Consider the following 23,335-nt stretch of genomic DNA (forward strand, 5'->3'; position numbering starts at 1 on the left):
GAACCGAGAATCTGATGAGTGACTATAAATCAACCCTGAATTTGCCGGAAACAGGGTTCCCGATGCGCGGCGATCTCGCCAAGCGTGAACCGGGAATGCTGGCGCGTTGGACTGATGATGACCTGTACGGCATCATTCGTGCGGCCAAAAAAGGCAAAAAAACCTTCATTCTGCATGATGGCCCTCCTTATGCGAATGGCAGCATTCATATTGGTCACTCGGTTAACAAGATTCTGAAAGACATTATCGTGAAGTCCAAAGGACTCACGGGTTATGACTCGCCTTACGTTCCGGGCTGGGACTGCCACGGTCTGCCTATCGAGCTGAAAGTAGAGCAGGAATACGGTAAACCCGGTGAGAAGTTCACCGCTGCGGAGTTCCGTGCTAAGTGCCGCGAATATGCTGCAACGCAGGTTGACGGTCAGCGTAAAGACTTTATTCGTCTTGGCGTGCTGGGCGACTGGTCGCATCCGTATCTGACCATGGACTTCAAAACTGAAGCCAACATCATTCGTGCGTTGGGCAAAATCATCGGTAACGGCCACCTGCATAAAGGCGCGAAACCCGTGCACTGGTGCGTTGACTGTCGTTCTGCGCTGGCGGAAGCGGAAGTTGAGTATTATGACAAAACGTCTCCATCTATCGACGTTGCGTTCCATGCGGCCGACCCGGACGCAGTAAAAGCAAAATTTGGCGTTTCTGATGTCAACGGCCCGATCTCTCTGGTTATCTGGACCACCACCCCGTGGACGTTACCGGCTAACCGTGCGATCTCTCTGGCCCCTGACTTTGACTATGCGCTGGTACAGATGGACGGCCAGGCGGTAATTCTGGCAAAAGATCTGGTTGAAAGCGTAATGCAACGTATTGGCGTGGCTGAATACACTATCCTTGGCACCGTAAAAGGCGCTGAGCTGGAACTGCTGCGCTTTACCCATCCGTTTATGGGCTTTGACGTGCCGGCTATCCTTGGCGATCACGTGACGCTTGATGCGGGTACCGGTGCGGTGCATACCGCCGGCGGCCACGGCCCGGATGACTACGTCATCAGCCAGAAATACGGTCTGGAAATCGCTAACCCGGTTGGCCCGGACGGCGCATACCTGGCGGGCACTTACCCGGAGCTCGACGGTGTGAACGTCTTTAAAGCGAACGATAAAATCGTTGCGCTGCTGACAGAAAAAGGCGCACTGCTGCACGTTGAGAAGATGCAGCACAGCTATCCATGCTGCTGGCGTCACAAGTCTCCGATCATCTTCCGTGCGACTCCGCAGTGGTTCGTCAGCATGGATCAGAAAGGCTTGCGTGCGCAGTCGCTTAAAGAGATCAAAGGCGTACAGTGGATCCCTGACTGGGGCCAGGCGCGTATTGAATCGATGGTTGCTAACCGTCCCGACTGGTGTATCTCCCGTCAGCGTACGTGGGGCGTGCCGATGTCTCTGTTTGTCCACAAAGACACAGAAGAACTGCACCCGCGCGCTATCGAACTGATGGAAGAAGTGGCCAAACGCGTTGAAGTTGACGGTATCCAGGCGTGGTGGGATCTCGACCCGAAAGATATCCTCGGCGATGAAGCCGATCAGTACGTCAAAGTACCGGATACGCTGGACGTGTGGTTTGACTCCGGTTCAACCCATTCATCTGTCGTCGACGTGCGTCCTGAGTTTGCAGGGCATGCGGCAGATATGTATCTGGAAGGCTCTGACCAGCACCGTGGTTGGTTCATGTCTTCTTTGATGATCTCCACCGCCATGAAAGGCAAAGCGCCTTACCGCCAGGTACTGACCCATGGTTTCACCGTCGATGGTCAGGGCCGCAAGATGTCCAAATCTATCGGTAACACCGTTTCTCCGCAGGATGTGATGAACAAACTGGGCGCGGATATTCTGCGCCTGTGGGTGGCATCGACCGACTATACCGGTGAAATGGCGGTTTCCGATGAAATTCTGAAACGTGCCGCTGACAGCTATCGTCGTATCCGTAACACCGCGCGCTTCCTGCTGGCGAACCTGAACGGGTTCGATCCGGTTAAAGACATGGTGAAACCGGAAGATATGGTGGTACTGGACAGGTGGGCTGTAGGCTGTGCGCAAGCGGCTCAGGAAGAGATCCTGAAAGCTTACGAAGCCTATGACTTCCACGAAGTGGTACAGCGCCTGATGCGCTTCTGCTCCGTAGAAATGGGGTCGTTCTACCTTGATATCATCAAAGATCGCCAGTACACCGCGAAAGCGGATAGTGTGGCGCGTCGTAGCTGCCAGACTGCACTGTTCCATATTGCGGAAGCGCTGGTGCGTTGGATGGCACCGATCATGTCCTTCACCGCAGATGAAATCTGGGGTTACCTGCCGGGCGATCGTGAGAAATACGTCTTCACTGGTGAATGGTACGATGGCCTGTTTGGCTTAGGCGAAGCCGAAGCCATGAACGACGCATTCTGGGACGAGCTGCTGAAAGTACGTGGCGAAGTGAACAAGGTTATCGAGCAGGCTCGTGCAGATAAGAAAGTCGGCGGTTCTCTGGAAGCGGCAGTGACTCTGTATGCTGAACCTGAACTGGCGGCGAAATTGACCGCACTAGGCGAAGAATTACGCTTTGTCCTGTTGACCTCCGGTGCGACTGTTGCGAATTATGCATCAGCACCTGCTGATGCTCAGCAGAGCGAATTGCTTAAAGGGCTGAAGATCGTACTGAGTAAAGCCGAAGGTGAGAAGTGCCCGCGCTGCTGGCATTACACCACTGACGTCGGCCAGGTGGCGGAACATGCAGATATCTGCGGACGCTGTGTCAGCAACATCGCCGGTGATGGCGAACAACGTAAGTTTGCCTGATGAGTAAGCCTCTTTGTTCAACAGGGCTACGCTGGCTGTGGCTGGTGGTAGTCGTGCTGATTATCGATTTAGGCAGCAAGTACCTGATCCTCCAGAATTTTGCTCTGGGGGATACGGTATCGCTGTTCCCGTCGCTTAATCTGCACTACGCGCGAAACTATGGCGCGGCGTTTAGCTTCTTAGCCGATAGCGGTGGCTGGCAACGTTGGTTCTTTGCTGGTATCGCCATCGGTATCTGCGTCATTCTGGCGGTGATGATGTATCGCTCGAAGGCGACGCAGAAGCTGAATAATATCGCGTATGCGTTAATCATTGGCGGTGCATTGGGCAACCTGTTTGACCGACTATGGCACGGCTTCGTGGTTGATATGATTGACTTTTACGTCGGTGACTGGCATTTCGCGACCTTCAACCTGGCCGATACGGCGATTTGTATCGGCGCGGCGTTGATTGTTCTTGAAGGCTTCTTACCGTCGAAAGAGAAAAAAGCCGCATAAAAAATGCCGGATGGGGCGCTTACGCCTTATCCGGCCTACAGTGTTATCGACCTTTTCGCCTTCGGGCACACTATGTGAGCAACCTGCATGTCTAAATCAGTACAGAGTAACAGTGCGGTGCTGGTACACTTCACCTTAAAGCTCGACGATGGCTCCACCGCAGAGTCAACCCGCAATAACGGCAAGCCTGCGCTGTTTCGCCTGGGCGATGGTTCTCTGTCTGAAGGACTGGAACAACACCTGCTGGGGTTAAAAGAGGGCGATAAAACCACGTTTGCTCTGGAGCCGGACGCTGCTTTTGGCGTATCAAGCCCGGACCTCATTCAGTATTTCTCGCGTCGGGAGTTTATGGACGCGGGTGAGCCAGAAATTGGCGCAATCATGCTCTTTACCGCAATGGACGGCAGTGAGATGCCTGGTGTTATCCGCGAAATCAACGGTGATTCGATCACGGTTGATTTCAACCATCCGCTGGCCGGGCATACCGTTCATTTTGATATTGAAGTGCTGGAAGTCGAACCGGCACTGGAGGCATAAAATGCAGATCCTGTTGGCTAACCCGCGCGGTTTCTGCGCAGGCGTAGACCGCGCTATCAGCATTGTGGAAAACGCGCTGGCCATTTACGGCGCGCCAATTTATGTCCGTCATGAAGTAGTGCATAACCGCTACGTGGTGGATAGCCTGCGCGAACGCGGCGCGATTTTTATTGAGCAAATCAGTGAAGTGCCGGACGGCTCAATTCTGATTTTCTCCGCCCACGGCGTCTCTCAGGCTGTGCGAAACGAAGCCAAAGGCCGCGATCTCACGGTTTTTGATGCGACCTGTCCGTTGGTGACGAAAGTGCATATGGAAGTCGCGCGCGCCAGCCGTCGTGGCGAAGAGTCGATCCTGATTGGCCACGCCGGACACCCGGAAGTTGAAGGCACGATGGGCCAATACAGTAACCCGCAAGGGGGGATGTATCTGGTTGAATCACCGGAAGATGTGCTGAAACTGGACGTGAAAAATGAAGGTAAACTTTCCTTCATGACCCAGACCACGCTCTCCGTTGACGATACCTCTGATGTCATTGACGCACTGCGTAACCGCTTCCCGAAAATCGTCGGACCGCGAAAAGACGATATCTGCTATGCCACCACTAACCGCCAGGAAGCGGTACGTGCGCTGGCGGAACAGGCGGATGTTGTGCTGGTTGTCGGCTCGAAAAACTCGTCTAACTCCAACCGTCTGGCTGAACTGGCGCAGCGGATGGGGAAAGCCGCGTATCTGATTGATGATGCGACTGATATCCAGGAAGAGTGGGTGAAAGCCGCGAAATGTGTGGGCGTAACGGCTGGCGCTTCGGCACCCGATATTCTGGTTCAGAATGTGATTGCTCGTCTGCAGGAGTTGGGCGGTGGAGAGGCTATCCCGCTTGAAGGCCGTGAAGAGAATATCGTGTTCGAAGTACCGAAAGAGCTGCGTGTGGATGTTCGTGAAGTAGAGTAAGTCTTTCACGCCACGATTATGCGAAGATGCCAGACTGAACGTCTGGCATTTTTTTGGAGAAACCATGCGCTTACCGATCATTCTTGATACCGACCCCGGCATTGATGATGCCGCCGCTATAGCCGCTGCGTTGTTTGCCCCTGAGCTGGATCTGCAGCTGATGACCACGGTAGCGGGCAACGTGTCGGTGGAAAAAACCACCCGCAATGCGTTGCAGTTGCTGCACTTCTGGAATGCGGATATTCCGCTGGCGCAGGGAGCCTCCATGCCGCTGGTGCGACCGCTGCGTGACGCGGCTTCTGTGCATGGTGAGTCCGGTATGGCAGGGTATGATTTTGTTGAACACGATCGCCAGCCGCTGGCAAAACCCGCTTTTCAGGTGATCCGCGATGCACTGATGAGCTCTCCGGAACCACTCACCCTGGTTGCCATTGGCCCGTTAACCAACATTGCATTGCTGTTGATGCACTATCCGGAATGTGTGTTCAATATTCGCCGCCTGGTGATCATGGGCGGCTCTGCCGGGCGCGGGAACTTCACGCCAAATGCGGAGTTTAATATTGCTATCGATCCCGAAGCGGCGGCGAAGGTGTTCCAGAGCGGTCTGGAGATCGTCATGTGCGGGCTGGATGTCACCAACCAGGCCATGCTCGCTCCGGATTTTCTGGCGACGTTACCAGGACTTAATCAGACCGGAAAAATGCTGCATGCGCTGTTCAGTCATTACCGTAGCGGTAGCATGAATACGGGACTCCGTATGCATGACCTCTGTGCGATTGCCTGGCTGGTGCGCCCGGATCTCTTTACGCTCAAGCCCTGTTTTGTCGCCGTTGAAACGCAGGGGGAATATACCTCTGGTACAACGGTAGTAGATATCGAAGGGCGACTGGGGCAACCCGTTAATGCCCAGGTGGCGCTGGGGCTGGATGTCGAGGGGTTCCAGCAGTGGGTGGCGCACGTTTTGGCACTGGCCCCCTGATTTCCACGTTATATAACGATATGACGCTGCTTATTCCGTGGCGTCATGCCTTTTACTGATATCTTTCCCTGTTTATCATTAAATTCTAATTATCGACGTTTTCGGCTGGCGGCGCAGCGATACGCTGGTTAATCTGAAAACGATTTACGTAAAATTAACAAAAGAGAATAGCTATGCATGATGCACAAATCCGCATTGCCATCGCGGGAGCCGGAGGACGTATGGGGCGTCAGTTGATTCAGGCCACGCTGGGTATGGATGGCGTACAGCTTGGTGCGGCGCTGGAGCGTGAAGGCTCTTCCTTACTGGGTAGCGATGCCGGGGAACTGGCGGGCGCAGCAAAGACGGGCGTGACTGTGCAAAGCAGCCTTGAAGCGATAAAAGATGATTTTGACGTTTTTATCGATTTTACCCGTCCGGAAGGTACGCTGACACATCTGGCGTTTTGTCGCCAGCACGGCAAAGGCATGGTAATTGGTACCACTGGTTTTGATGATGCGGGAAAACAGGCTATTCACGATGCGGCACAAGATATTGGCATCGTCTTCGCCGCTAACTTTAGCGTCGGCGTTAACGTCATGCTGAAGCTGCTGGAGAAAGCCGCGAAAGTGATGGGTGACTATACCGACATTGAAATTATTGAAGCTCACCACCGCCATAAAGTGGATGCGCCGTCTGGTACCGCGCTGGCGATGGGGGAGGCGATAGCCGGAGCACTGGATAAAGATTTAAAAGACTGTGCCGTCTATGCGCGTGAAGGTTATACCGGTGAACGTGTGCCGGGCACTATCGGTTTTGCTACGGTGCGTGCGGGAGATATCGTTGGGGAACATACCGCGATGTTTGCTGATATCGGTGAGCGTATCGAGATTACGCATAAAGCCTCCAGTCGTATGACATTCGCTAACGGTGCAGTGAGATCGGCAGTTTGGCTGAAATCTAAATCAAATGGTCTTTTTGATATGCGAGATGTGCTTGATTTACGCAATTTATAAGGTTTACTACCCTTCGTGATGTGGTTATTGTAGTCGTAATTATTTGATTACATAGGGCAATATTTTATTGCCCTTTATTTTATCTATTTAAAGTTTGTTTCGAGCTGAATGCCTTATTTTTATAAGTTTTCGTGTTATTTTTTGTGAGTGAAATGTGAATTTTGACCGTTTGGTCTACTTTTTATCTCTTGCTTATGAAATTTGATACTCTTCCTGCTCCGCAAGCGTTTTCCACTCAAAGTTAGTTGATCTTTTTGATGCCTGGAGGCGAGTTAATTCATCAATGGCGCAAAATAATAATAAAAATTCCCCTTTCGGGTAGACTTTTGCCCGGGCTATCTCTAGAATGCCGCCGTTTGCCAGAAATCCATAGGTAAGCAAATTTGCATTGATTCAGAATGTCAAAATGAATTAATATGCAAATAAAGTGAGTGAATATTCTCTGGAGGGTGTTTTGATTAAGTCAGCGCTATTGGTTCTGGAAGACGGAACCCAGTTTCACGGTCGGGCCATAGGGGCAACAGGTTCGGCGGTTGGGGAAGTCGTTTTCAATACTTCAATGACCGGTTATCAAGAAATCCTCACTGATCCTTCCTATTCCCGCCAAATCGTCACTCTTACTTATCCTCATATCGGTAATGTCGGTACCAATGAAGCCGATGCAGAATCTTCCCAGGTACACGCGCAAGGCCTGGTCATCCGCGACCTGCCGCTGATTGCCAGCAACTTCCGTGATACCGAAGACCTCTCTTCTTACCTGAAGCGCCATAACATCGTGGCGATTGCCGATATCGATACCCGTAAGCTGACGCGCCTGTTGCGTGAAAAGGGCGCACAGAACGGCTGCATTATTGCGGGTGACAACCCGGATGCGGCACTGGCGCTGGAAAAAGCCAAAGCATTTCCGGGCCTGAACGGTATGGATCTGGCGAAAGAAGTGACTACTGCGGAGCCGTATAGCTGGACGCAGGGCAGCTGGACGCTGGCAGGTGACTTACCGGAAGCAAAATCTGCTGATGAACTCCCGTTCCACGTCGTGGCTTACGATTTTGGTGCCAAGCGCAACATTCTGCGTATGTTAGCGGATCGCGGCTGCCGCCTGACGGTAGTACCGGCGCAGACCTCTGCAGAAGAGGTCCTAAAGATGAATCCGGACGGTGTTTTCCTGTCCAACGGCCCTGGCGACCCGGCCCCGTGCGATTACGCGATTACTGCAATTAAGAAATTCCTCGAAACCGATATTCCGGTATTTGGCATCTGCCTCGGCCATCAACTGCTGGCGCTGGCGAGCGGCGCAAAAACCATCAAGATGAAGTTTGGCCACCACGGCGGCAACCATCCGGTGAAAGATATTGATAACAATACCGTGATGATCACCGCGCAGAACCACGGTTTTGCAGTGGATGAAGCCTCCATGCCTGCCAATCTACGCGTGACGCATAAGTCGCTGTTTGATGGCACCCTGCAGGGGATTCATCGTACCGACAAACCGGCGTTCAGTTTCCAGGGACACCCGGAGGCGAGCCCAGGTCCGCACGACGCTGCGCCGTTGTTTGACCACTTTATCGAGCTTATTGAGCAATACCGTCAGTCCGCGAAATAATCAGGAGTAAAAGAGCCATGCCAAAACGTACAGACATAAAAAGTATCCTGATTCTGGGCGCGGGTCCGATTGTAATCGGTCAGGCGTGTGAGTTTGACTATTCCGGCGCCCAGGCGTGTAAAGCGCTGCGTGAAGAGGGTTACCGCGTCATTCTCGTGAACTCCAACCCGGCCACCATCATGACCGACCCGGAAATGGCCGATGCTACCTATATCGAGCCGATTCACTGGGAAGTGGTACGCAAAATTATCGAAAAAGAGCGCCCGGATGCGGTGCTACCGACCATGGGGGGCCAGACGGCGCTGAACTGTGCGCTGGAACTGGAACGTCAGGGCGTACTGGCTGAGTTCGGCGTGACCATGATTGGTGCGACGGCGGATGCCATTGATAAAGCGGAAGACCGTCGTCGCTTCGACATTGCGATGAAAAAAATTGGTCTCGACACCGCGCGTTCAGGCATCGCCCACACCATGGAAGAAGCGTTGGCGGTTGCCGCTGATGTTGGCTTCCCGTGCATCATCCGACCTAGCTTTACCATGGGCGGTACCGGTGGCGGTATCGCTTACAACCGTGAAGAGTTTGAAGAAATCTGCGAACGCGGCCTGGATCTCTCCCCAACCAACGAACTGCTGATTGATGAATCGCTGATTGGCTGGAAAGAGTACGAGATGGAAGTGGTGCGTGATAAAAACGACAATTGCATCATCGTCTGCTCCATCGAAAACTTCGACGCAATGGGTATCCATACCGGTGACTCCATCACGGTTGCCCCGGCGCAGACCCTGACCGACAAAGAATATCAAATCATGCGTAACGCCTCGATGGCGGTACTGCGTGAAATTGGTGTGGAAACCGGTGGTTCCAACGTGCAATTTGCGGTGAACCCGAAAAATGGTCGCCTGATTGTCATCGAAATGAACCCGCGTGTATCCCGTTCCTCAGCGCTGGCGTCCAAAGCAACGGGCTTCCCGATTGCTAAAGTAGCGGCGAAGCTGGCGGTGGGTTACACCCTCGATGAGCTGATGAACGACATCACCGGTGGTCGTACTCCGGCCTCCTTCGAACCGTCCATCGACTACGTTGTGACGAAGATTCCACGTTTTAACTTCGAGAAATTTGCCGGCGCAAACGACCGTCTGACCACCCAGATGAAATCTGTTGGTGAAGTGATGGCGATTGGCCGCACGCAGCAGGAATCCCTGCAGAAAGCGCTGCGTGGCCTGGAAGTGGGCGCGACCGGTTTTGACCCGAAAGTAAGTCTGGATGACCCGGAAGCACTGACTAAAATCCGCCGTGAGCTGAAAGACGCAGGCGCTGAGCGTATCTGGTATATCGCTGATGCGTTCCGCGCTGGCCTGTCCGTCGATGGTGTATTCAACCTGACTAACATTGACCGCTGGTTCCTGGTGCAGATTGAAGAGCTGGTGCGTCTGGAAGAGAAAGTGACTGAAGTGGGCATTAACGGCCTCGACGCTGACTTCCTGCGTATGCTTAAACGCAAAGGCTTCGCCGATGCGCGTCTGGCTAAACTGGCTGGCGTGCGCGAAGCAGAAATTCGCAAACTGCGTGAACAGTATAAGCTGCACCCGGTTTACAAGCGCGTGGACACCTGTGCCGCAGAATTTGCTACTGATACTGCTTACATGTACTCCACGTATGAAGAAGAGTGTGAAGCGAATCCGTCCGTAGACCGCGATAAAATTATGGTTCTGGGTGGCGGTCCGAACCGTATCGGCCAGGGTATTGAATTCGACTACTGCTGCGTACACGCCTCATTGGCGCTGCGTGAAGACGGTTACGAGACCATCATGGTTAACTGTAACCCGGAAACCGTTTCAACCGACTACGACACCTCTGACCGTCTGTACTTCGAACCGGTGACGCTGGAAGACGTACTGGAAATCGTGCGTATCGAGAAGCCGAAAGGCGTTATCGTTCAGTACGGCGGCCAGACTCCTCTGAAACTGGCTCGTGCGCTGGAAGCGGCGGGTGTTCCGGTTATCGGTACCAGCCCGGATGCGATTGACCGTGCCGAAGACCGTGAACGTTTCCAGCAGGCGGTTGACCGTCTGAAGCTGAAACAACCGGCCAACGCCACCGTAACCGCTATCGAGCAAGCTGTTGAGAAAGCAAAAGAAATCGGTTATCCGCTGGTGGTGCGTCCGTCCTACGTTCTTGGCGGCCGCGCGATGGAAATTGTCTACGACGAAGCCGACCTGCGTCGCTACTTCCAGACAGCGGTTAGCGTTTCCAACGATGCACCAGTGCTGCTGGACCGCTTCCTCGACGATGCGGTAGAAGTGGACGTGGATGCCATTTGTGACGGTGAAATGGTGCTGATTGGCGGCATTATGGAGCACATCGAACAGGCGGGCGTGCACTCCGGTGACTCCGCATGTTCTCTCCCTGCTTATACGCTGAGTAAGGAAATTCAGGACGTCATGCGCCAGCAGGTGCAGAAACTGGCCTTCGAACTGCAGGTGCGTGGCCTGATGAACGTCCAGTTTGCCGTGAAGAACAACGAAGTTTACCTGATTGAAGTTAACCCACGTGCGGCGCGTACTGTACCGTTCGTTTCTAAAGCCACAGGTGTACCGCTGGCGAAAGTGGCGGCACGTGTGATGGCAGGTAAAACATTGGCACAGCAAGGTGTAACCAAAGAAATTATCCCGCCGTACTACTCCGTGAAAGAAGTGGTGCTGCCGTTCAACAAATTCCCGGGCGTCGACCCACTGTTAGGGCCAGAAATGCGCTCTACCGGTGAAGTCATGGGGGTGGGGCGTACCTTTGCCGAAGCGTTCGCTAAGGCACAGTTGGGCAGCAGTTCTACCATGAAAAAGCAGGGGCGTGCGCTGCTCTCCGTACGTGAAGGCGATAAAGAACGTGTAGTAGACCTGGCGGCGAAACTGTTGAAGTTTGGTTTCGAGCTGGATGCCACGCACGGCACGGCGATTGTGCTGGGTGAAGCGGGTATTAATCCACGTTTGGTAAACAAGGTGCATGAAGGCCGCCCGCACATTCAGGACCGTATCAAGAATGGCGAATACACCTACATCATCAACACCACTGAAGGTCGTCAGGCGATTGAGGACTCCAAGCTGATTCGCCGCAGTGCGCTGCAGTATAAGGTGCATTACGACACCACGCTGAACGGCGGTTTTGCCACGACGATGGCGCTGAATGCAGATGCGACAGAGAAGGTGACCTCTGTCCAGGAAATGCACGCGCAGATCAAAAAGTCATAAAAAATAAGTTCGGTGATAATTGCGTTAACCGGACCGGCAATATAATTTTGAAAGGGTTTCTGTAAAGAAACCCTTTTTTAAATTCGTGTAAGGTCATTCCTGGCGGAAATAGGGTTCTATAACCACATTTTCAATGTAATAAGCACGATATAGCTCACACTAATCAACATTCAAGTCGCATACTATCCTTTATATCCACAATTTTAATATGGCTTAGTTTTTATTAATTTGGACAGGCCGTAGCCAGATTTTTAATTTGTGAAATGGTGTGCTTATGTGTGAAAAATATGTTGAAAGACCGCTTTATTTGTTAATTGCTGACTGGATGATGGCTGAGGATCGTTGGATCACCGCAAAGGAAATTTCCCGCCATTTTGATATTGAACACTGCAAAGCGATTAATACGCTCTCCTATATTCTGTCCGAAGTGGGGGAAATCGTTTGTGAAGTTAAGATGATCCCCAATCAGATTGCCGGTCGGGGCTGTCAGTGCCAGCGACTGGTGAAAGTTGTGAGTATTGATTCCCATCTTTACAGCAGATTGAATCACAATTTGCAGGAAAAAAAGGTGAGCATGGCGAAAACGCCGCGCCTGGCGGTTCCTCCAACAGAGCTTAACCGTGAGCAGAAATGGCAAATGATGCTCTCCAAGAGTATGCGCCGCTAATTGTCAGTTTGCCTGATGGCGGTATAAACGGTGATTGACTCGTAGGCCGGATAAGCGTGAGCGCATCCGGCATCAATTACTATGCTGATTTCGGCTTCACATCCGTCGTGCCTTTCAGGCGCGGTCGGTTTTCTTCGGCCTGCGTTAATGGCTGCGTTTCGTGTAAACCAGTCTGACAGCGGATTGCAAGATCCTGATACTCTTTGGTGTTCAGTCGTTTCCAGTGTCGCTCCTGATCGGTGACTTCGCGCAGTACGCGAGCCGGTGAGCCAACCAGCATCTGTCTTGCCTCACCCTGAAATCCGGCTTTGACAAAGCTCATGGCGGCAACAATGCTCTCTTCGCCAATCACGGCACCGTCCATAATGACACTATTCATGCCAATCAATGCATCCCGACCTACCACGCAGCCATGTAAAATAGCGCCATGACCGATGTGTCCATTCTCATGCACGATGGTATCGGTGTCGCAATAGCCGTGCATGATACAGCCATCCTGCAGATTAGAACCTGCTTTGAGGATCAGACGACCATAATCACCACGCAGTGACGCGTGCGGGCCTATATACACACCGGCCCCCACAATGACATCGCCAATCAGTACGGCGCTGGGATGGACATACGCCTCTGGATGCACTACCGGAATCAGGCCTTCAAAGGCGTAATAGCTCATGAGATATCAGCGCCCTTTCCACACCGGCTCGCGTTTTTCCGCAAATGCCTGTGGTCCTTCCAGCGCATCTTCAGAGTGCAGGACCGCAGGATAATGTTTCAGTACGCCGCTACGGATGTAACGGTAACCTTCTTCCACCGGCATTTCGCTGGTCGCACGATAAATCTCTTTCAGCGCGGCGATAGCCAGCGGGGCGCTATTAACCAGTTGTTGCGCCAGTTCGCGGGCGCTGTCCATCAATTCACTCTGGCTAACGACACGGTTCACAATCCCCCAACGCAGCGCTTCTTCGGCGCTCATGCGTCTGCCGGTCATCACCATTTCGTTGACGATAGCCGGCGGCAGCAGTTTAGGCAGACGTAGTACGCCGCCACTGTCCGGCACGATACCGAGTTTTGCTTCCGGCAGGGCGAAGCTGGCGTTCTCTGCGCAGACGATAAAATCGGCCGCCAGCGCCAGTTCGAAACCACCACCAAATGCATAGCCGTTTACCGCAGCGATGACCGGTTTATCGAGATCGAATATTTCGGTTAAACCGGCAAAGCCGCCTGGGCCAAAATCGGCATCAGGTGCTTCACCTTCCGCTGCCGCTTTTAAGTCCCAACCTGCGGAAAAAAACTTCTCGCCGCCACCGGTGATGATGGCGACGCGCAATTCAGGATCGTCACGGAAATGAAGAAAAGCTTCGCCCATTTTAAAGCTGGTTTTGGCGTCAATGGCATTTGCTTTGGGCCTGTCCAGCGTAATTTCCAGAATCGGGCCATTGCGGGTCAGATGTAATGATTCACTCATGGTTCATCTCCAGATAAATAGATTTTCAGGCAGGAGATATTCCTGCCAGAGAGGTTATTTCAGATTTTTTTTAATTATTTTCCCTGAACAATTTCGCGGCAGGTCGGTTCTGATCTCCATAAAAGAGGGAACCTTAAATTTCGCCATATTGTGTTCGCAGAAGCTGAAAAACTCGGCTTCGCTTAATGTTTCACCTTCATTCAGGACAATAAATGCTTTAATCGCTTCATCACGGATAGTGTCTTTGATACCGACAACAACGATGTCCTGAATTTTCGGATGTGCAGAAATGATATTTTCCAGCTCAACGCAGGAGACATTTTCTCCGCCGCGTTTAATCATATTGCAGCGCCTGTCGACAAAATAAAAAAAGCCATCCTCATCCTGGTAACCCGAATCGCCGGTATGTAGCCAGCCCTCCGGCTCCAGCGCTTTGGCCGTTGCTTCTGGTTGAGCGTAGTACTCTTTAAAGATCGTTTTACCAGGCACGCCTTTAATGCATATTTCACCAATTTCACCGGCAGGCAGGGGGCGGTTTTGGTCGTCGCGGATTTCTGCTTCATAGCTAAAGCCGACACGACCGATTGAAGGCCAGCGCCGTTTGTCTCCTGGACGGTCGCCAATAATGCCGACGATGGTTTCTGTCATACCGTAGGAGGTCAGCAGCCTGACACCAAAGCGACCGGTAAAGTCGTCCTTCTCCTGCTCTGATAAGTTGAGGTAGAACATCACTTCACGCAGATGATGTTGCCTGTCTGTCGGCGAGGCGGGCTGTACCATCAGCGTTCTGATCATCATCGGGATGCATTCCGTCACCGTCGCTTGATATTTACGTACCTGGTCCCAGAAGCCCCGGGCGCTGTACTTCTCAATCAGCACGAAGGTGCTCCCAGATGAAAATGCCGGCATTGCAGCCGTGCACTGGCAGTCGATATGGAAGGCGGGCATCACCGTCATGTACACATCATCATCGCGCAGAGCGATCTGCCAGGCAGAGTAGTAACCTGCAAAACGCAGGTTGTAGTGAGTAATGACCACCCCTTTGGGGCGTGAGGTGGTGCCTGAGGTAAACAGAATCTCTGCCGTGTCGTCAGTGGATAACGCGGGGGTATAGCATAGCGTGGCCGACTGTCGGTCTTTCAGGGGGAAAAGTGGCTCACGCCGTCATCCGCCGGAACCCGATCGCCAATCAGACAGATGTGATTCAGTGGTGTTTCGTTTTCCTGGCGTATCTGGCGGTACATAGGATAAAACCGGGCGCTGGTGACCAGCAGGCGCACCTGACTGTTTCGCAGGATCCAGGCGCTTTCTTCACCCAGCAGACGGGCATTGATCGGGACCATAATGGCACCGATTTTTGCCAGTCCAAACCAGCAAAAAATAAACTCCGGACAGTTATCCAGATGCAATGCGACCTTATCGCCCTTGCGGATCCCCAAAGAATGGAAAAGATTCGCCGTGCGGTTAATTTCTTCATTAAGCGAGGCATAGCTAAACCGCTGAACGTTTCCTTCGCAGGATTCGAAAATAAGCGCCGTTTTATCTCCGTACGCCCCGGCCAGGTCGTCCCACATCTGACGTAAGTTTTGTCCGCCAACGATATCCATATTGCTTTATCCACTGAAAACAGGCGTGAGCGCTAACCAAACCCGTGGGTTAGCGCGTCGCGTTTATTCCTCAACCCTGGCCAGGCCTTTGCCGACCAGCTCATTTATGTCTGCTTCGCTATAACCGATATTTTTCAGAATGGCGGCGGTATCCATGCCGTGTGATGGCATGCCACGCCAGATTTTCCCCGGATTATTTTTGAATTTCGGCATGATGTTTGGCCCTTTGCAGGTGCGACCATCCATCGTTTGCCACTGAGTAATGGATTCACGGGCAACGTACTGCGGGTTGCCTTCCAGTTCTGGAATAGTCAGTACCTTCGCGCAAGCGATGTTCAGCTCGGCAAAGCGAGCCTGGACCTCAGCAATGGTGTGTTGCGCCAGCCAGGCATCCAGTTTTTCTTCGACTAATGGGCCGTATGGGCATTCAACGCGATGGATAAGCTGGGTGCCTTCAGGTACTTCAGGGGTACCGAGGATGTGAGCCAGACCAATATCTTTAAAGCACTCGTTGATTTGCGTGATACCCACCAGTTCCATAACGATGTAGCCATCAGCACATTTATACAGACCACAACCGGCGTAGTAGGGGTCTTTACCTTTGGTCATGCGCGGGCAAATTTCGCCGCCGTTGAAGTAATCCATCATGAAGTACTGACCCATACGCAGCATCACTTCGTACATGGCGACGTCAATACTTTCCCCTTTACCTGTTTCGCGCACTTTGTGCAGCGCAGCCAGCGCGGCGGTGGTTGCAGTCATGCCAGAAAAGTAATCGGCGGTGTATGGGAAGGCGGGCATTGGCTGGTCAACGTCGCCGTTTTGGATCAGATAGCCGCTGAATGCCTGAGCGATGGTGTTATAAGCCGGAAGATTGGTGTACTCCTCGGTGCCAAACTGACCGAAGCCGGAAAGGTGGGCGATAACCAGTTTTGGGTTATGTTCCCACAATACCTCATCAGTAATGCCGCGACGGGCAAAGGCCGGGCCCTTACTGGCTTCGATGAAAATGTCGGTGGTTTCCATGAGCTTCAGAAACGCTTCCCGGCCTTCATCTTTGAAAATATTGAGCGAGAGTGCGTGCAGGTTACGGCGTGAAAGCTGTGGGTAGTTGGGTTGCACGCGGATGGTATCGGCCCATGCCACGTTCTCTATCCAGATAACTTCCGCACCCCATTCGGCAAACATTTGCCCGGCGAACGGCCCGGCAATTTCAATCCCTGAAAAGACAACCCGCAACCCGGCAAGTGGCCCAAAGGTTGGCATTGGTAAATGGTCCATAATTTAGCTCCTGGCAGTTAGTTGTAGGCCGGATAAGCACAGCGCTTTCCGGCATCCCACTTAGCGGTATTGCTTGAGTACCGCACGACCCAACGTCAGGATCTGCATTTCATCAGAGCCACCGGAAACACGGTCAACGCGCAGGTCACGCCAGAAGCGCGTGATGCGATGATTGCCCGCGATGCCCACGCCACCCAGTACCTGCATAGCGCTGTCTACCACTTCGAACGCTGCATTGGCGCAGAAGTATTTGCACATTGCCGCATCACCCGAGGTAATGGTGCCGTTATCCGCTTTCCATGCGGCTTCCAGTAGCATGTTTTTCATGGAGTTCAGTTTGATCGCCATATGCGCAAACTTCTCCTGAATCAGCTGGAAACGGCCGATAGTTTCGCCAAACTGTACACGCTGATTAGCGTAGCGCGCTGCATCTTCAAAGGCGCACATTGCCGTACCGTAGTTGGTCAGAGCGACGAGGAAACGTTCGTGGTCAAACTCTTCTTTTACGCGGTTGAAACCATTACCTTCCCGACCAAACATGTCTTTCTCATCCAGTTCGACGTCATCAAAGGTGATTTCACAGCAGCTATCCATGCGCAGACCAAGTTTCTCCAGCTTGTTGACCTTGATACCTGCTTTGCTCATGTCAACAAACCACTCGGTATAAACAGGTTTATCCGGCGATGCACCATCTCTCGCCATCACCACGATATACGGGGTATAGGCGCTACTGGTGATAAAACACTTACTGCCATTAAGATAAACCTTACCATTTTTGCGTGTATAAGTGGTTTTCAGACTACCAACATCCGATCCCGCTCCCGGTTCGGTGATCGCCGAGTTCCACATCTGCTTACCGGTGCCCTGGAATGCCATGATTTTATCAATTTGCTCCTGGGTGCCTTCACGCAGAAAAGTGTTAAAACCTCCAGGCAATTGGTACAACACGTAAGTCGGTGCGCCAAGACGACCCAGTTCCATCCAGACGGCGGCAACGGTGACGAAACCCGCTTCCAGACCACCGTGTTCTTCCGGGATCAGCAGGCTATCGATGCCCATATCCGCCAGTGCTTTTACAAAACGCTCTGGATAGACGCTGTCGCGATCGCACTCGGCAAAATAAGCTTCCCAGTTCTCACTGGCCATCAGTTCACGAATACCGGCGACAAACAGTTCCTGTTCGTCATTTAAGTTGAAATCCATCTTTCAGCCTCTTGATCAATTGGGTTAATGAGAATTACTTGTCTTTCCAGTGCACTTTGGCGTCTTTAATAAAGGACAGCGTTACCATGATGTTGACGAAGAACAGCGGACATCCTCCGGCAATAATCGCTGTCTGGATGGGCTTCAATCCGCCCAGTGCCAGCAGAACAATACCGATGACACCGACCAGTACCGACCACCCGATACGGACCAGCAGCGGGGGTTCTTCACCGTCGCGAACTTCGCGACAGGTCGACATCGCCAGGGTATAGGAACAGGCGTTAATCAGAGTGACAGTGGCAATGAAGCAGAGGATAAAGAATCCCCACATCGTGGCGGTGCTAAAGGGTAAGGCGGCCCAGGTTTCGATAATGGCGCGCGCCACACCGTGTTGTTCAATCAACTGCGGGATATTGAGGATGTTTTTATCCATCAGCAGCAGTGTGTTACTACCAAGGACAGTCCACAGGATCCAGGTCGAAGCGGTCAGGCCCAGAACCATCCCGAAACACAGTTCACGTACGGTACGACCACGAGAAATACGTGCAAGGAAGATACTCATCTGGATGGCGTAAATGACCCACCATGCCCAGTAGAAGACGGTCCAGCCCTGCGGGAAGCCGCCTTTGCCGATAGCATCGGTATAGAACAACATGCGCGGCAAATACATCAGCAGCATCCCGACTGAGTCGGTGAAGTAGTTCATGATGAAGCTGGCACCGCTGACGATAAACACCCAACCGAGCATCAGGAAACTCAGGTAGCTACGCACATCACTGGCGATCTTGACCCCTTTTTGCAGGCCACAGGCTACGCAAATAGCGTTCAGGATGATCCAGCAGGTAATGATGATGGCATCTAATTGCAGCGTATGCGGAATGCCGAACAGGTACTGCATACACTCGGTTACCAGCGGTGTCGCCAGACCGAGACTGGTACCCATCGCAAAGATCAGCGCCACCAGATAGAAGTTATCGACGATCGTTCCGAACAAGCCCTTTGCATGCTTTTCGCCAACTAGCGGCACCAGCGTAGAGCTGGGGCGGATGACGTCCATTTTGCGCACAAAAAAGAAGTAGGCGAAGGCAACGGAGAGGAAGCTATAGGTTGCCCACGGCAGCGGCCCCCAGTGGAACAGGCTGTATGCCAGGCCTATCTCTTTCGCTCCGGTAGAGTTAGGGGCGAGAGCAAAGGGGGGCGTAGAGATATAGTAGTAGATCTCTATCGAGCCCCAGAACAGTACGGCAGCGGATGTACAGGAAGCGAACATCATAAAAATCCAGCTGGCGGTGCTAAATTCTGGTTTTTCATCGCCTAATTTCTTTTTGGCGTACGGACCAAAAACTAGCCAGAACCAGCCGAAGAGCATGATGACCATATACCATTCAAATGCCCAACCCCAGACATTGGTGACATAACTAAATACCGCATTAATAACCACATTCGCGGCATCAAGATCTCTTACTGTTAGCCAACAAAGTATTCCGACAATTATTAATGGCGGAAAGAAAACCTTAGGTTCAATTCCCGACTTTCTCTTTTCATTTTTCATAAGTGAATTCCAGTGTGAAAACGAAATTTATTTAGCGTTCCCGTTTGTAATCTTTTGTTTATTTATTATTAATGATTTGTTGATAACTATTTAACCTCTGGGGCGCCTCAGTGAGTAACTCATAATGGGTATTCGCAACAGGTGGTTCTGTGATGGGTGTCATACTTTTTCATGCTGGTAATTTTGACTTAAATATCAACATTAATTCTTTTTATTCAATTGCTTAGTGTTGGTTTTTTAACTTTTTTAAGTGTTTGTCTTTCAATATTTTTGAACCAGCAAACAATATTGAAAATTTTCCTGTTTGACACGCTTCTTTCAATATTGGTGAGATGCATAACACTATTGAAAGTTATGAATATCAATGTGTGACATTTTCAATATTGGTGATTAATGTTTTATTTCCGAATTAAAGAGCGTGATATTTGTATTTAACACCGCCGATATAAATAACGTTTCCTTCATGATTTCTGGAGATGCAATGAAGATAATTACTTGCTACAAATGCGTACCTGATGAACAGGATATTGCAATTAATAATGCTGACGGTTCACTGGATTTCAGCAAAGCGGATGGCAAAATCAGCCAATATGATCTGAATGCAATTGAAGCTGCTTGTCAGTTAAAACAGCAGCAAGGAGAGACACAGGTTGTCGCCATAAGTGTGGGGGGGAAAGCACTGACCAACGCCAAAGGGCGTAAAGATGTGCTCTCCCGTGGCCCTGATGAACTGATCGTGGTGATTGACGATCAGTTTGAACAGGCGCTGCCACAACATACCGCGAGCGCGCTGGCCGCTGCCGCACAAAAATCAGGCTTTGATCTGATTATCTGTGGTGATGGTTCTTCCGATTTGTACGCACAACAGGTTGGTCTGCTGGTGGGTGAAGCGCTGAATATCCCGGCGATTAACGGTGTAAGCAAGATCCTGTCCCTAACGGATAATATCCTTACGGTAGAACGCGAGCTGGAAGATGAAATTGAGACCCTGAGCATACCGCTGCCGGCGGTGATTGCAGTCTCAACTGACATCAACACGCCACAAATCCCTTCTATGAAAGCCATTCTCGGCGCAGCGAAAAAGCCGGTTCAGGTCTGGTCGCCAGCGGACATTGGGTTTACTGGCGCACAGGCGTATTCCGTACAACAGGTTGCCGCACCGAAACAACGCGAGCGTCAACGCGTTGTGATTGAAGGCGACGGTGAAGAACAGATTGCCGCATTTGTCGAGAATCTTCGCAAAATCATTTAATTATCAGGGGATGTTATGAACAAGTTTTCCAGTGTCTGGGTATTCAGCGATACCCCTTCTCGTCTGCCGGAACTGATGAGTGGTGCGCAGGCTTTAGGTGAAAAAGTTAACACATTCGTACTGAATGACGCTGATAGCGCGATGGCATTCCAGCTGGGTGCGGATCATGCCTGGTTGCTCAGCGGTAAGCCAGAAGATCGCCTGATGGAGGATTACGCCGGGGTAATGGCTGAGACTATTCGTCAGCACAGCGAAGGGGGGGCGGTACTGCTGCCGAATACGCGTCGCGGCAAGCTGTTAGCGGCAAAACTGGGTTTTCGGTTGTCAGCGGCAGTTTCCAACGATGCCAGTGCAGTGACATTGCAGGACGGGAAAGCAGCGGTCAAACATATGGTCTACGGTGGCCTGGCAATGGGAGCGGAAACCATCGCGTCACCGTTTGCCGTACTGACGCTGAGTAGCGGGACATTTGACGCCCAACAGCCAGACACCTCCCGTAACGGCGAGATGCACACTGTGCAGTGGCAGGCTCCGGCCACCGCCGTTACCCGCACCGCTACTCAGGCGCGTAAAAGTAATAGCGTTGATCTCGATAAGGCGCGTCTGGTGGTCAGCGTGGGACGCGGTATTGGCAGCAAAGAGAATATCTCTCTGGCTGAAGCGCTGTGTCAGACGATTGGCGCTGAGCTGGCCTGTTCCCGCCCGGTAGCGGAGAACGAGAAGTGGATGGAGCACGAGCGTTACGTTGGTATTTCTAACCTGATGTTGAAACCTGAACTGTATCTGGCCGTGGGGATCTCCGGACAGATCCAACATATGGTTGGCGCCAACGGCGCGCAGACGATCTTCGCTATCAATAAAGACAAAAATGCACCGATCTTCCAGTATGCGGATTTCGGTATCGTTGGTGATGCACTGAAGATCCTGCCTGCGCTGACAGCTGCATTAGCGCGCTAAACCATATCGGGCAGGGTACGAGAGTACCCTGTTGCGAGAGAGGAGTTTGTTATGTCCGAAGATATCTTTGATGCCATCATCGTGGGTGCAGGCCTGGCCGGTTCGGTTGCGGCGCTGGTGCTCGCCCGTGAAGGCGCACAGGTGTTGGTTATCGAGCGCGGAAATTCTGCTGGCGCGAAGAATGTCACCGGCGGGCGCATGTATGCGCATAGTCTGGAGCGCATTATCCCAGGCTTTGCAGAACAAGCCCCGATTGAACGTGTGATTACCCACGAAAAACTCGCCTTTATGACCGACAAAGGGGCGATGACTATCGATTATTGCAACGGTGAGGATGCTGCATCGTCGCAGGTTTCTTATTCCGTATTACGCAGTAAGTTTGACGCCTGGCTGATGGAGCAGGCCGAAGAAGCCGGCGCTCAACTGATCACCGGTATTCGTGTGGATAACGTCGTGCAGCGCGATGGCAAAGTCGTGGGCGTGGAAGCTGATGGCGATATTCTGGAAGCGAAAGTGGTGATCCTTGCCGATGGGGTGAATTCTCTGTTGGCAGAAAAGTTGGGAATGGCAAAGCGCGTTCAGGCTGCGCATGTCGCTGTTGGCGTGAAAGAGCTGATCGAGTTGCCAAAGTCGGTGATTGAGGATCGCTTTCAGTTGCAGGGTAACGAAGGCGCCGCCTGTCTGTTTGCCGGGTCGCCAACCGATGGTCTGATGGGAGGCGGCTTCCTGTATACCAATGAAACAACGCTCTCTCTGGGGCTGGTCTGTGGTCTTCACCATTTGAAAGACGCGAAAAAATCGGTCCCGCAAATGCTGGAAGATTTCAAACAGCATCCGGCTGTAGCGCCGCTGATTGCCGGTGGCAAGCTGGTGGAATACGCCGCGCACGTCGTACCGGAAGCCGGAATGAATATGCAGCCTGAGCTGGTAGGCGATGGTGTACTGATTGCCGGTGATGCTGCCGGGATGTGTATGAATCTCGGTTTCACCATTCGAGGTATGGATTTAGCGATATCGGCAGGTGAGGCGGCGGCGAAGACGGTGCTTTCTGCCATGACGCGTGACGACTTTAGCAAACAGTCGCTCGGTGAATACCATCAGCACCTGGATGATGGCCCGATGCGCGACATGCGCATGTATCAAAAACTGCCTGCATTTCTTGATAATCCACGCATGTTTACCGCCTATCCCGAAATGGCGGTCAGTATTGCCCGCGATCTATTCACCGTCGATGGTTCAGCCCCGGTACCCATGCGTAAAAAAATTCTACGCCATGCGAAGAAAGTGGGGTTCATCAACCTGATGAAAGATGGCCTGAAAGGAGTGACCGTATTATGACATCTCCCGTCAATGTGGACGTCAAACTGGGCGTCAATAAATTCAATGTGGATGAAGAGAGCCCACATATCATTCTGAAAACACAGCCGGATAAACAGGTACTGGAGGTGCTGATTAAGGCCTGTCCGGCGGGGCTGTATAAAAAGCAGGATGATGGCAGCGTGCGTTTTGATTACGCCGGGTGCCTTGAGTGCGGGACGTGTCGAATTCTCGGACTCGATACGGCGCTGGAAAAATGGGAATACCCGCGCGGGACGTTTGGTGTGGAGTTCCGCTACGGCTAAACCTGGTGCCGGATGGCGGCTTCGCCTTATCCGGCCTACAGGCACAGTACGTAGGCCTTAAAGCTACGCACCATTAGGCATTAAGTTAAA

Annotated in this window: 18 protein-coding genes and 1 pseudogene; 13 read left to right on the top strand and 6 right to left on the bottom strand. The window is 52.2% G+C overall.

Annotated elements, in window-relative coordinates; translation table 11 throughout:
• Positions 1-14: 14 nt before the first annotated feature.
• The 9 genes from ileS (at position 15) to caiF (ending at position 12,306) form a co-directional block, all read left to right on the top strand.
• Entirely contained in the window at positions 15-2,831 is a 2,817-nt protein-coding gene (ileS, locus tag OGX95_RS19970; RefSeq protein ID WP_286630708.1) for an isoleucine--tRNA ligase, read from the top strand.
• A complete protein-coding gene (gene lspA / locus OGX95_RS19975) occupies positions 2,831-3,328 on the top strand; it encodes a signal peptidase II (RefSeq protein WP_045439619.1) in 498 nt (165 codons plus the stop codon). Before ileS ends, lspA begins: the two co-directional genes overlap by 1 nt.
• Before the next feature lie 87 nt (positions 3,329-3,415).
• The gene (gene fkpB, locus OGX95_RS19980) at positions 3,416-3,865 is read left to right on the top strand and encodes an FKBP-type peptidyl-prolyl cis-trans isomerase (protein WP_003018929.1); all 450 of its coding nucleotides are present in this window, start codon (positions 3,416-3,418) and stop codon (positions 3,863-3,865) included.
• A gap of 1 nt (position 3,866) precedes the next feature.
• Positions 3,867-4,817: a 4-hydroxy-3-methylbut-2-enyl diphosphate reductase gene (ispH, locus tag OGX95_RS19985; protein ID WP_286630709.1), complete on the top strand. Its 951-nt coding sequence runs from the start codon at positions 3,867-3,869 to the stop codon at positions 4,815-4,817.
• 64 nt (positions 4,818-4,881) lie between these two features.
• The gene (rihC, locus tag OGX95_RS19990) at positions 4,882-5,796 is read left to right on the top strand and encodes a ribonucleoside hydrolase RihC (protein ID WP_286630710.1); all 915 of its coding nucleotides are present in this window, start codon (positions 4,882-4,884) and stop codon (positions 5,794-5,796) included.
• A 173-nt stretch (positions 5,797-5,969) separates the two neighbouring features.
• The gene (dapB, locus tag OGX95_RS19995; RefSeq protein ID WP_286630711.1) at positions 5,970-6,791 is read left to right on the top strand and encodes a 4-hydroxy-tetrahydrodipicolinate reductase; all 822 of its coding nucleotides are present in this window, start codon (positions 5,970-5,972) and stop codon (positions 6,789-6,791) included.
• A gap of 454 nt (positions 6,792-7,245) precedes the next feature.
• Positions 7,246-8,394, top strand: coding sequence for a glutamine-hydrolyzing carbamoyl-phosphate synthase small subunit (carA, locus tag OGX95_RS20000; RefSeq protein WP_286630712.1), 1,149 nt, complete (start codon positions 7,246-7,248; stop codon positions 8,392-8,394).
• A gap of 17 nt (positions 8,395-8,411) precedes the next feature.
• Complete coding sequence (gene carB, locus OGX95_RS20005; RefSeq protein WP_286630713.1) at positions 8,412-11,639, top strand: carbamoyl-phosphate synthase large subunit; 3,228 nt, start codon at positions 8,412-8,414, stop codon at positions 11,637-11,639.
• A gap of 274 nt (positions 11,640-11,913) precedes the next feature.
• Entirely contained in the window at positions 11,914-12,306 is a 393-nt protein-coding gene (gene caiF, locus OGX95_RS20010) for a carnitine metabolism transcriptional regulator CaiF (RefSeq protein ID WP_286630714.1), read from the top strand.
• Between the two features lie 79 nt (positions 12,307-12,385).
• Here the strand turns inward: caiF and caiE are convergent, their stop codons facing one another.
• The 6 genes and pseudogenes from caiE to caiT form a co-directional block, all read right to left on the bottom strand.
• Positions 12,386-12,979 carry a carnitine operon protein CaiE gene (gene caiE, locus OGX95_RS20015; protein WP_286630715.1) on the bottom strand — a complete coding sequence of 198 codons (594 nt, stop codon included), beginning with the start codon at positions 12,977-12,979 and terminating at the stop codon, positions 12,386-12,388.
• Positions 12,980-12,985: 6 nt separating this feature from the next.
• The gene (gene caiD / locus OGX95_RS20020; protein ID WP_286630716.1) at positions 12,986-13,771 is read right to left on the bottom strand and encodes a crotonobetainyl-CoA hydratase; all 786 of its coding nucleotides are present in this window, start codon (positions 13,769-13,771) and stop codon (positions 12,986-12,988) included.
• Between the two features lie 54 nt (positions 13,772-13,825).
• A pseudogene (caiC, locus tag OGX95_RS20025) lies at positions 13,826-15,378 on the bottom strand (crotonobetaine/carnitine-CoA ligase).
• 63 nt (positions 15,379-15,441) lie between these two features.
• Complete coding sequence (caiB, locus tag OGX95_RS20030) at positions 15,442-16,659, bottom strand: L-carnitine CoA-transferase (protein WP_286630717.1); 1,218 nt, start codon at positions 16,657-16,659, stop codon at positions 15,442-15,444.
• Between the two features lie 60 nt (positions 16,660-16,719).
• Entirely contained in the window at positions 16,720-17,862 is a 1,143-nt protein-coding gene (gene caiA / locus OGX95_RS20035; protein WP_137383761.1) for a crotonobetainyl-CoA dehydrogenase, read from the bottom strand.
• A 34-nt stretch (positions 17,863-17,896) separates the two neighbouring features.
• Entirely contained in the window at positions 17,897-19,414 is a 1,518-nt protein-coding gene (gene caiT / locus OGX95_RS20040; RefSeq protein WP_286630718.1) for an L-carnitine/gamma-butyrobetaine antiporter, read from the bottom strand.
• Positions 19,415-19,895: 481 nt separating this feature from the next.
• Here caiT and OGX95_RS20045 point away from each other — a divergent pair, with 481 nt between their 5' ends.
• From OGX95_RS20045 to fixX, 4 genes are read left to right on the top strand one after another with little or no spacing between them, the layout of a single operon-like run.
• The gene (locus OGX95_RS20045) at positions 19,896-20,666 is read left to right on the top strand and encodes an electron transfer flavoprotein FixA (protein WP_286630719.1); all 771 of its coding nucleotides are present in this window, start codon (positions 19,896-19,898) and stop codon (positions 20,664-20,666) included.
• A gap of 15 nt (positions 20,667-20,681) precedes the next feature.
• The gene (locus OGX95_RS20050) at positions 20,682-21,623 is read left to right on the top strand and encodes an electron transfer flavoprotein subunit alpha/FixB family protein (RefSeq protein ID WP_286630720.1); all 942 of its coding nucleotides are present in this window, start codon (positions 20,682-20,684) and stop codon (positions 21,621-21,623) included.
• Positions 21,624-21,674: 51 nt separating this feature from the next.
• Entirely contained in the window at positions 21,675-22,961 is a 1,287-nt protein-coding gene (locus tag OGX95_RS20055; RefSeq protein ID WP_271449976.1) for an FAD-dependent oxidoreductase, read from the top strand.
• Positions 22,958-23,245: a ferredoxin-like protein FixX gene (gene fixX, locus OGX95_RS20060; protein ID WP_096758345.1), complete on the top strand. Its 288-nt coding sequence runs from the start codon at positions 22,958-22,960 to the stop codon at positions 23,243-23,245. Before OGX95_RS20055 ends, fixX begins: the two co-directional genes overlap by 4 nt.
• Positions 23,246-23,335: the final 90 nt, after the last annotated feature.

The sequence above is a fragment of the Citrobacter sp. Cu233 genome (genome assembly GCF_030332225.1).
In the GTDB taxonomy this organism is placed as follows: Bacteria; Pseudomonadota; Gammaproteobacteria; order Enterobacterales; family Enterobacteriaceae; genus Citrobacter.

Bases quoted from the DNA above. Each gene is read 5' to 3' on its own strand.
- rihC (WP_286630710.1), top strand. From the start codon at position 4,882: ATGCGCTTACCGATCATTCTTGATACCGACCCCGGCATTGATGATGCC.
- caiD (WP_286630716.1), bottom strand. From the start codon at position 13,771: ATGAGTGAATCATTACATCTGACCCGCAATGGCCCGATTCTGGAAATT.
- ileS (WP_286630708.1), top strand. From the start codon at position 15: ATGAGTGACTATAAATCAACCCTGAATTTGCCGGAAACAGGGTTCCCG.
- OGX95_RS20045 (WP_286630719.1), top strand. From the start codon at position 19,896: ATGAAGATAATTACTTGCTACAAATGCGTACCTGATGAACAGGATATT.
- ispH (WP_286630709.1), top strand. From the start codon at position 3,867: ATGCAGATCCTGTTGGCTAACCCGCGCGGTTTCTGCGCAGGCGTAGAC.
- caiA (WP_137383761.1), bottom strand. From the start codon at position 17,862: ATGGATTTCAACTTAAATGACGAACAGGAACTGTTTGTCGCCGGTATT.
- lspA (WP_045439619.1), top strand. From the start codon at position 2,831: ATGAGTAAGCCTCTTTGTTCAACAGGGCTACGCTGGCTGTGGCTGGTG.
- caiB (WP_286630717.1), bottom strand. From the start codon at position 16,659: ATGGACCATTTACCAATGCCAACCTTTGGGCCACTTGCCGGGTTGCGG.
- OGX95_RS20055 (WP_271449976.1), top strand. From the start codon at position 21,675: ATGTCCGAAGATATCTTTGATGCCATCATCGTGGGTGCAGGCCTGGCC.
- caiF (WP_286630714.1), top strand. From the start codon at position 11,914: ATGTGTGAAAAATATGTTGAAAGACCGCTTTATTTGTTAATTGCTGAC.
- fkpB (WP_003018929.1), top strand. From the start codon at position 3,416: ATGTCTAAATCAGTACAGAGTAACAGTGCGGTGCTGGTACACTTCACC.
- fixX (WP_096758345.1), top strand. From the start codon at position 22,958: ATGACATCTCCCGTCAATGTGGACGTCAAACTGGGCGTCAATAAATTC.
- dapB (WP_286630711.1), top strand. From the start codon at position 5,970: ATGCATGATGCACAAATCCGCATTGCCATCGCGGGAGCCGGAGGACGT.
- carB (WP_286630713.1), top strand. From the start codon at position 8,412: ATGCCAAAACGTACAGACATAAAAAGTATCCTGATTCTGGGCGCGGGT.
- OGX95_RS20050 (WP_286630720.1), top strand. From the start codon at position 20,682: ATGAACAAGTTTTCCAGTGTCTGGGTATTCAGCGATACCCCTTCTCGT.
- caiT (WP_286630718.1), bottom strand. From the start codon at position 19,414: ATGAAAAATGAAAAGAGAAAGTCGGGAATTGAACCTAAGGTTTTCTTT.
- caiE (WP_286630715.1), bottom strand. From the start codon at position 12,979: ATGAGCTATTACGCCTTTGAAGGCCTGATTCCGGTAGTGCATCCAGAG.